Annotated in this window: 4 protein-coding genes and 1 pseudogene; all 5 read left to right on the top strand. The window is 35.4% G+C overall.

All coding sequences use genetic code 11. The features are described from left to right. The coding region (locus CYP28_RS10180) for a hypothetical protein (protein ID WP_430516117.1) at positions 1 to 771 on the top strand (771 nt) is incomplete at its 5' end. Positions 772 to 1,486: 715 nt separating this feature from the next. Continuing rightward, positions 1,487 to 2,506, top strand: a complete 1,020-nt coding sequence (locus CYP28_RS00800; protein ID WP_103592735.1) for a replication initiation protein — start codon at positions 1,487 to 1,489, stop codon at positions 2,504 to 2,506. Next, complete coding sequence (locus CYP28_RS00795; protein ID WP_103560461.1) at positions 2,506 to 2,829, top strand: hypothetical protein; 324 nt, start codon at positions 2,506 to 2,508, stop codon at positions 2,827 to 2,829. Before CYP28_RS00800 ends, CYP28_RS00795 begins: the two co-directional genes overlap by 1 nt. Positions 2,830 to 2,855: 26 nt before the next feature. Next, positions 2,856 to 3,392 (top strand): type II toxin-antitoxin system RelE/ParE family toxin, encoded by a 537-nt coding sequence (locus CYP28_RS00790; RefSeq protein ID WP_103592734.1) that lies wholly within the window; start codon positions 2,856 to 2,858, stop codon positions 3,390 to 3,392. A gap of 134 nt (positions 3,393 to 3,526) precedes the next feature. Further along, positions 3,527 to 4,030 (top strand): annotated as a pseudogene (locus CYP28_RS00785) (hypothetical protein); the annotation flags it as partial.

Below are 4,030 nucleotides of genomic sequence, written 5' to 3'. Positions count from 1 at the left end.
ATAACTTTCGTAACGGTTAAGGACGGACAGCAAAACTGGAGAAAAGAGAAAATCAAGCCAGCCGACCTAAGAGAGCTACAAACAGCAGTTGCCGAAATGTTGCAAATGGAGCGAGGACAAGAAAACTCAGAGGCTGAACGCCTAAGTCATAAGCAATACAAAAAGGCAGCGCAGCAAAAAGAGCAGCTGGAGAGAGAAATTTTAAACCTCAAAGAGCGTAATGCCATACTAGAGAAAGAGCGTAAAGAGAGTAAGGGTAAGGGATTTTTAAAAGGCTTTTTTGATAGCTTATCGAGCATAAAAAAGAGCGACCAGGAATTTAGCAAAGATGAACTACTAGCAGAAATTGAGAGGCTTAAGGCACTTGACAAACAAAGGCGAGATGAGATAGAAAGGCTGCGCCTAGAACAGCAAGAACTAGCCGAAGAAGTGGCAAAAAATAGCCTCTATACAAAAAAGCTCGAGCAAGACCTCGAGGAAAAAAATAAAACTATCAAAGCTCAAGAAATCCAAATTATCAATCTCAAGCAAGAGAATAGCGAGCTAAAGAATTTCATATCAAAAGCAATGGCTTACGTCAGCAATCACGCAAAAGATGTCTTTAGTTTTATCAAGAATATCTTTTCTAGTGAGCTTACAGAGCCGCTATTGAACGAAAAAGAAAAAGACGAGGAATTTATCGACCAAATAGAGAAAACTCAACAGCGGTCAAATTTGACCCCTTTACAGCCTGAAAACAAAGAGAGAGTTTTTAAAGCTAGACGTCAATAAAGACTACCGCACTTCGTTTGCTGGTGCTAAGTTTGCCACTGCGTGTTTGCCTTAGCACTTTTAAAATGTGATTTGATATAATTTTGGTAGAGGTTAAAGCCAAAGGGTCGCAACCTCTGGCTTTAAATTTCACCTCTGAAAGGAGGTGGTTAATTTGAACCGTCTAACGTTCTTAATTGTAATTATAGCACTTTGTTTGCTAGTTACAAAGGCTTCATAAGCCTAGCCCCCTAGTGGGGCTTTAAGAGCATTGACAGCCCTTTGGTTTCTTTGCTTCAAAAATTTGGGGTATGGGGTGCAAACCCCATAAGTGCCCCTTCGAGCACCTGCTCGCTTAATTGCTAAAGCCTTGCGGAGCGTAGCGACTATGCAAGGCGTAAAGCTCGCGGACGAAAATTGCGCTAGCAATTTGAGCGCTGCTGAAGCGTCCGAATTCATAGTCAGATTTTTTAAAAAAGTGGTCGATTTTTTTCGCGCGCGCGTTTTTTTATCTTTTTAAATACTTTTTCTTTTATCTTTTAGACCCCTCGCAAACATCGACTACATCGGAGCTGGCAAGACCATTAAAAGGACATTTTGGGAGTTTTAAAAGGACATTTTGGGAGTTTTAAAAGGACATTTTGGGAGTTTTAAAAGGACATTTTGGGAGTTTTAAAGGACTTTATTTTAAGGGCATTGTATGTTATAATTGTCATTAAAATAAAAAGGAACGTAAATGCAAGAGCTTACAAAATACGACAACAAGCTGAATTTATTGAACTTTAAAGGCTTATCCAAGATAGAAAATAATCTATTTTTTGCAATTCTAACTTTGCTAAAAGACAAAGGGACACAAACAATAACGCTCAATATGTATGAAATAATGCAATATACGGAGCGTAATTTAACTATGGTTGAAGCGATAAATTTAACACATAGTGCTGTTGATAAAATCATTAAAACGGCGTGTAGATTTGAATTAGACGAACGCACTACAAGATTTTTTACATTGTTTGAAGTATTTGATATAGACAATAAAACCCTAGATATCAAAGTTAAAATTACACCAACATTTGAAGCTATGCTAAATGGGGTTTGGAAAGAAAAACAATATACCATTTTTGAATTAGCCGAATTTAGCGAACTATCTAGCAAATACAGCCAAACCATTTATCGGCTATGCAAACAATTTAGACTTAGTGGCGAATTTATTATGCGCTGGGCTGATTTTTTAGAACGATTAGATATACCACAAAGCTACGCAGTAGCAGATATAGACAAACGAATTTTAAAACAAGTCATAAAAGATTTTAACGAGCCGACAGTATTTAACCCAAACAAGCCTATTTTCAAAAATTTTAAAATCGAAAAAATCAAAGGAAGAGGAAGAGGCAGACCAATAACACATATAAAATTTTCTTTCACACCAGAAGTAGGAGAAAAAAACGAAATTCAAGAGCAGTTAAGAGAATTGCGAGAGATGCGACAAAACGAAATCAAAAACGCCCCAACACTAGAAACAAGACCAGGAGTTTTTGGCGGTAGAGTTTCACATTTGGACGGATTTATCGGAAAATATTGTTACTTTAAAAACAAATTTGATGGCGGAAACGATAGCTGTAAAATTATCAATTTAGAAAATTTAGCAAATGGAAAATTAAGAGCCACAATAAAAAACCAAGAAAGCGAAAAAATATTTTTTATGGAGTTTGAAACTTTACAACACTTAAAAAATTCGTTAAAGGTATCAGACTAATGACACTAATAACAAGAATAAGCCCATTAACAAAAATAAAAAAAATAGAGTTAAACTTAGACAATATAAAATACATTATCAACGATGGAAGCAGCTATTATATAGCTCGAAAAAGGGGGAGAAATTCTTTCTTTTTAAACTCATTTTTTTACGAATACACATTAAAATTTTTTGATGGATACAATGATGATGATTTTAAATCGCCTGGATATAGTTATCTTTTAAACGATGGTAATTTCTTTCAATACCTGAAAGATAATTGTGCTATGTATGAAAGAGAAAATGGAGATTACATTTTTTACCCAAAAAACAAAAAATTTTAGTCAGATAAAAATACGGAGATTTTAAAATGAGAGTAACTTCAATACACATAACAACCACAGCAAAGCATAGCACTATTAATGCGATAGAAACACTAATAAGAGATATTGACCCACAAGCGTCTATATCATACTATGACCCACGCATAGATATAACAGAGAAAGACGCAAATAATCTAAGAGAAACCCTAATGAGGGTATTGCTGGGAGAAATGGATTTTTATAGCTTTGATGAGATGAAAAGCCACTCGAGCAAGAGCCTAGAGAATATAAAAGTCGAAAGTGGAGAAGTAATTTTTACCGCAAATTTTAATAATCAGCTAAATGAAATTTTGACTACTCTTGCAGAGGCAAGCGCAGAAAAGGCAGCAGATTTTCAAAATGGACTTTTAGAAAAAATATCAAGCGTTCCTAGCGACCCATTTAGGTATCGTATGAACCAAGTTTTTGGGCGCAAAGATATATCAGATTTATTTTTTCAGGATTACATAATTCCGTTTAGATTTAGATATAAAAGTCTAGTAGAAATTTTAGGTATCTACAAAGGTAACAGATATAGAATGTAAATTGCATTACGCACGACTTTATTGCGAGCTTGCGAGTAATAAAGGATAGTGCGCACTATCCTTTATTAAAACAAGTTTTAATAAATCGTGCGGTAAAATCTCTCACAAGCTTGAGATTTTACAAAGGCAAATTTATGGCAAAATCATCTATCAATTTTCAAAAAGCCAAAGGGCATTCTTACGACCATAATTTTAGAAAAGATGAACCAAATTATTTACTAAAACCAGCCGACCGACTAGAAAATTTTTACTGGCAAAATGAGAAATCAGCTAGAGAAATTTTTGACGAGGAATTAAAATCATACGGAACAAAAAAAGGCAAAAGACCAACTTTTGAAAATTCACACTGGGAAGCCGTTTTAAATCTCAATAAAAATCATACGCTCGAGGACGTGCAAAAATTAGCAGAGTATATCGAGCAAAAATTTAATATCACTTGCGCCACTATCGCCGTGCATAGAGATGAGGGGCATTACAAAAATGACAAGCCACAGCACAACTTTCACGCTCATATAACTTTCGTAACGGTTAAGGACGGACAGCAAAACTGGAGAAAAGAGAAAATCAAGCCAGCCGACCTAAGAGAGCTACAAACAGCAGTTGCCGAAATGTTGCAAATGGAGCGAGGACAAGAAAAC

It is taken from the genome of Campylobacter concisus (assembly GCF_002914195.1).
GTDB classification, from domain to species: domain Bacteria; phylum Campylobacterota; class Campylobacteria; order Campylobacterales; family Campylobacteraceae; genus Campylobacter_A; species Campylobacter_A concisus_M.
This window is presented reverse-complemented; position numbering and strand designations above follow the sequence as displayed.